Annotated in this window: 5 protein-coding genes; all 5 read left to right on the forward strand. The window is 64.4% G+C overall.

Annotation, left to right across the window (positions count from 1 at the left end):
* Positions 1 to 244 precede the first annotated feature (244 nt).
* The gene (locus K5880_RS23035; protein ID WP_297658295.1) at positions 245 to 535 is read left to right on the forward strand and encodes a hypothetical protein; all 291 of its coding nucleotides are present in this window, start codon (positions 245 to 247) and stop codon (positions 533 to 535) included.
* Positions 526 to 960 (forward strand): hypothetical protein, encoded by a 435-nt coding sequence (locus K5880_RS23040; RefSeq protein ID WP_297658298.1) that lies wholly within the window; start codon positions 526 to 528, stop codon positions 958 to 960. Before K5880_RS23035 ends, K5880_RS23040 begins: the two co-directional genes overlap by 10 nt.
* A 1-nt stretch (position 961) precedes the next feature.
* Positions 962 to 1,342: a DUF1353 domain-containing protein gene (locus K5880_RS23045; protein ID WP_297658301.1), complete on the forward strand. Its 381-nt coding sequence runs from the start codon at positions 962 to 964 to the stop codon at positions 1,340 to 1,342.
* 378 nt (positions 1,343 to 1,720) lie between these two features.
* A complete protein-coding gene (locus K5880_RS23050) occupies positions 1,721 to 3,406 on the forward strand; it encodes a replication endonuclease (protein ID WP_297658304.1) in 1,686 nt (561 codons plus the stop codon).
* Positions 3,403 to 3,662: hypothetical protein (locus K5880_RS23055; RefSeq protein WP_297658308.1), on the forward strand; the 260-nt coding region annotated here is incomplete at its 3' end. The genes K5880_RS23050 and K5880_RS23055, both read left to right, overlap by 4 nt.

Below are 3,662 nucleotides of genomic sequence, written 5' to 3' on the forward strand. Positions count from 1 at the left end.
GGCATCCAGCAACTGCTTTGTAGCGTTGTCATCTTCAATCATTTTCGGTTCTCCATCCGATGTGTGTTTATAGCACTTCTCCCGTTCACTGAGGAATGTGACTCAGAGACTTGACATAAGGCCCTGTCAACTCCTACCTTCACATCCCTCCATCCGGTGCCGCTGATGCGGCTCCCCTGGCCGGCCCCTCACGGGGTCGGCCGCTCTACCGGGTGGGGAGAGCAAACGGACTGGAGCCTATCCGATGGAATCTGACCCGAATCTGAACCCTGACAAGGCGCTTACAAAGCTGCCTCACGCGACCTTCCCCAACGGACTGAGTGCCGCGATCCGGGAAGGGGATTTTGAAACCCCGACCCGGTTCCACGTGCACGGCAACGCCTTCATGCCGGGCGACCGGCTGCGCTGGGTGTTTGATTTCTCAATCACCGTGGAGGCGGCAGACGATGAGGCCGCGCAAGCGCGCGCCTTCGAAGTGTTCACAGAATATGACATTGATCTAACCGAAATTGAGGAGGCCGACCCATGCGAGTAAACCCGGAAAATATCGACCCGATGCGAATCAGTGCCTACGTTGAGGCCATCTGCGGCGCGCTGATTCTGCTGGTGATCCTCTGCACGCCGATCCCGGCGAAAGCCGATGACTACCGGCCCGAGCTGACCATCATCGCGCCGACTGAGTACGTCAGCGGGGCGCCGCTGCCGCTTTCCGAGCTGACCGAGTATCGCCTGTACTGTGACGGCGAAACGGTGCCGCTGGCGACAGTGGCGCCGACCGGGGCCAGCACGCCCTGGCAAGCCGAGTGGGGCACCTTCGCGCCGGGCGATCACTCATGCACGGCCACGGCCGTGAATTACGAGGGCAGCGAATCGGCGCCCAGCTCGCCGCGCACTTTCACAGTGGCGCGCGACCAGCCTGGCGCGCCTGTTCTGAACATCGTGGCTGGTGGCGGCGCTTAACGTGCCGTTTGATGACCGCACTCCGCACCTGGAATTGCAGGCGGACGGAGAAACCTTCCGACTGTTAAAGCCGGTGCGCTGGACTCCGCGCGCCAATTTCGCGATCCGGCACGATCTGCCACCGGGGCCGCTTAGGGTGCCGGCCGGATTTGTGACCGACTTTGCCAGCGTGCCGCGCCTGTTCCGGTCGCTGGTACCGCGCGCCGGCCGCTATTCGCTGGCCACCTTCGTGCATGACTGGCTGTACCGGGCGCAGCCGGAAGGCTGGACCCGCAAAAAGGCTGATCTGGCATTTCTCTCGGCCATGCGCGACCTGGGCGTGCCCTGGCTGAAGCGGCGCACGATATATCACGCTGTGCGGATCGGTGGCGGCCGCTGGTGAGTTCCCCCGATCCAAACCGCCAGCAACCTGGCCGATATCAGGTGTACATGCGGCCGCCATCCGGTGAGTGTTTTCACCATGAAGTGAAGGCGGGCAGCCACCGGCAGGCGTTCAATCGCGCTGTTTTCGAGCGGCCCGGTAACATCGTTTTATCGACTTGTTACAAGGGCCGGTGAGCGCACGCATGTCACCTGAACAGGCGTACACCCTGGCCTATGGCGGCCCGGCACCACGGCCACCGATCCGATCCGACTACCGCCGGCACTGCGATTTTCTGGCCGCGTGTGAGGGGTATTTGCGCCTCGATTTCACGGATCACACTATCCCCGATCCGCTGGAGCGAGAGCGGCGTATGCGGGCGCGCACGGAGGGCGCTAAGTGAAGGCAGCCAGGTTGCCGCGCGGCGCCGATGCGGATTTCGAGGATATCGAGTGGGGCGCGCCGCTGGTGTACGAATTCGGGCACATATCCGATACCGTGCGCGCCGAGTGGATGAAGCGCAAAGCCCGCAACCGGGCGGAGGGCAACGCCTGGTTGCGCGATGCTCACCAGATCCTTTGCGGCACGCCGCGCATGGTGCGCACCCTGCACACCCTGAGCGATATCGAGGCCAAAGCGCACTGGTGCGCCGATGAGTGCGGCACCCTGGCCACCGATGCCCAGCTCGATCAATTCAGACTTGCGCGCAGCCTGCCGGACGTACCCGGCGACAAAGGCGGGCCACGGATTGCCCGCGCGCAAGACTGGCAATTTTGGCGGCGGGTGTTCCGCCGGGAAGTCGGCCGCTTTCGGGATCAGCTCGCCCGGCACCTGGGCCACGTCCACAAGCGCCGCCAGATTTATTGCGCGGATTCGGTGGTCCGCTGGCACCAGCAACGCACGCGCGCAAATCTGGAGTTGCTGGAGAAGCTGGAAGCGGTGAGCGATGCCGGCGGCGTGGTCAACCTGGCCGATATTTACCGGGCGAGCCTGGCGAATCCGGCCTTGCGCCGCGCTGAGCTGCTGGCCCGCATTCGCGGATTCGAGCGGTGGGCGGAGAGGGTGGGTGACGTGGCCACCTTTGTCACGCTGACGGCGCCCAGCAAATACCATTGCCGGCACGCGAAAAGCGGCGCGCCGGTGGACAATTGGAACGGCAGCACGCCGCGCGATGTGAATGCCTACCTGGGTCGCGTGTGGTCCCGCATCCGGGCGAAGCTGAAGCGCCTGGAGCTGCGCGTGTACGGGTTTCGGATCGCTGAGCCGCACCATGATGGGACGCCGCACTGGCATTTTTTGCTATTCCACGCACCGGCCCGATCGGGCGAGCTGCGCGCCGTCATCCGGGCGCACGCACTGGCCGAAGATGGCACCGAGCGCGGCGCCAGAAAGCAGCGGGTGAAATTCGAGGCCATCGACCCGAAGAAAGGCAGCGCAACCGGCTACATCATCAAATACGTTTCAAAGTCGATTGACGGCTATGGGGTAGGGGCCGACCTGCACGGCGGCGAAGCGGAAGCCGCGGCGGATCGGATTGTGGCCTGGGCGCGCATCTGGGGGATTCGCCAGTTTCAGCAAATCGGCGGGCCGCCGGTGGGAGTCTGGCGCGAGTATCGGCGCATCCAGCCGGATGACGCGCTATCGGTGGTGCCCCCGCATCATCTGCCCTGGCACGCGGCCAGCGTAGAGGGCCGCTGGTGCGAGTTCATGCGCTGCATGGGCGGGAGTGCCCCGGGCCGCGAGGCGCCTTCACAGCTCGCCAGGCGGCCGCTGGTGGATGAAGAAACCGGCGAGCTGATCGCCTACCGCACCCGCTACGGCGACTTGGTGAAGCCATCCGGTCGGCCATTGCTGGGCGTGGTGCGTGAGCGCCTGGTGCTGGAAACCCGGCTGTTGCGCTGGGAAATCCGCCATTGTGCAGCGCCGCACGAAATCGGGGGAGCTCGCGCCGGCGATGTGAGCGAAATCAATCACTTACTGCATGATGCGGCGCAACACGATTCCGGCGCCGGCGCAGCCGGTGCGACTTGGACTCGTGTCAGTAACTGTACGGACCCCCCCTTCGACCCAGGTCACATTCCGTGAATGCGGCCGATCTGAAGGGGCTTTTGGCCGAAACGCGGGCCGGCCTACGCAATGAACTGGCCCGCGAGCTGGCGACGCTGCCGGGATTTATCCGGCGGCGCTTCAAGCCGTTGCTGGACGTGGTGTTTGTGCATCTTGACGCCCAGCAAGCGGCACTGATCGAGCTGCGCGAATTGGCGGACCGGATGGAGCTGGTCTTAGAACAACTGGAGCGCGAAGAAAATGCCGAGGAAGAAAACCCCGCCGGCGGTGCTGG

This window comes from Hydrogenophaga sp. (genome assembly GCF_025699295.1).
Lineage (GTDB): Bacteria > Pseudomonadota > Gammaproteobacteria > Burkholderiales > Burkholderiaceae_C > Hydrogenophaga.

What these genes read in the sequence shown, in the direction of transcription:
- K5880_RS23035 (WP_297658295.1), top strand. Translation starts at nt 245, where the DNA reads ATGGAATCTGACCCGAATCTGAACCCTGACAAGGCGCTTACAAAGCTG.
- K5880_RS23040 (WP_297658298.1), top strand. Translation starts at nt 526, where the DNA reads ATGCGAGTAAACCCGGAAAATATCGACCCGATGCGAATCAGTGCCTAC.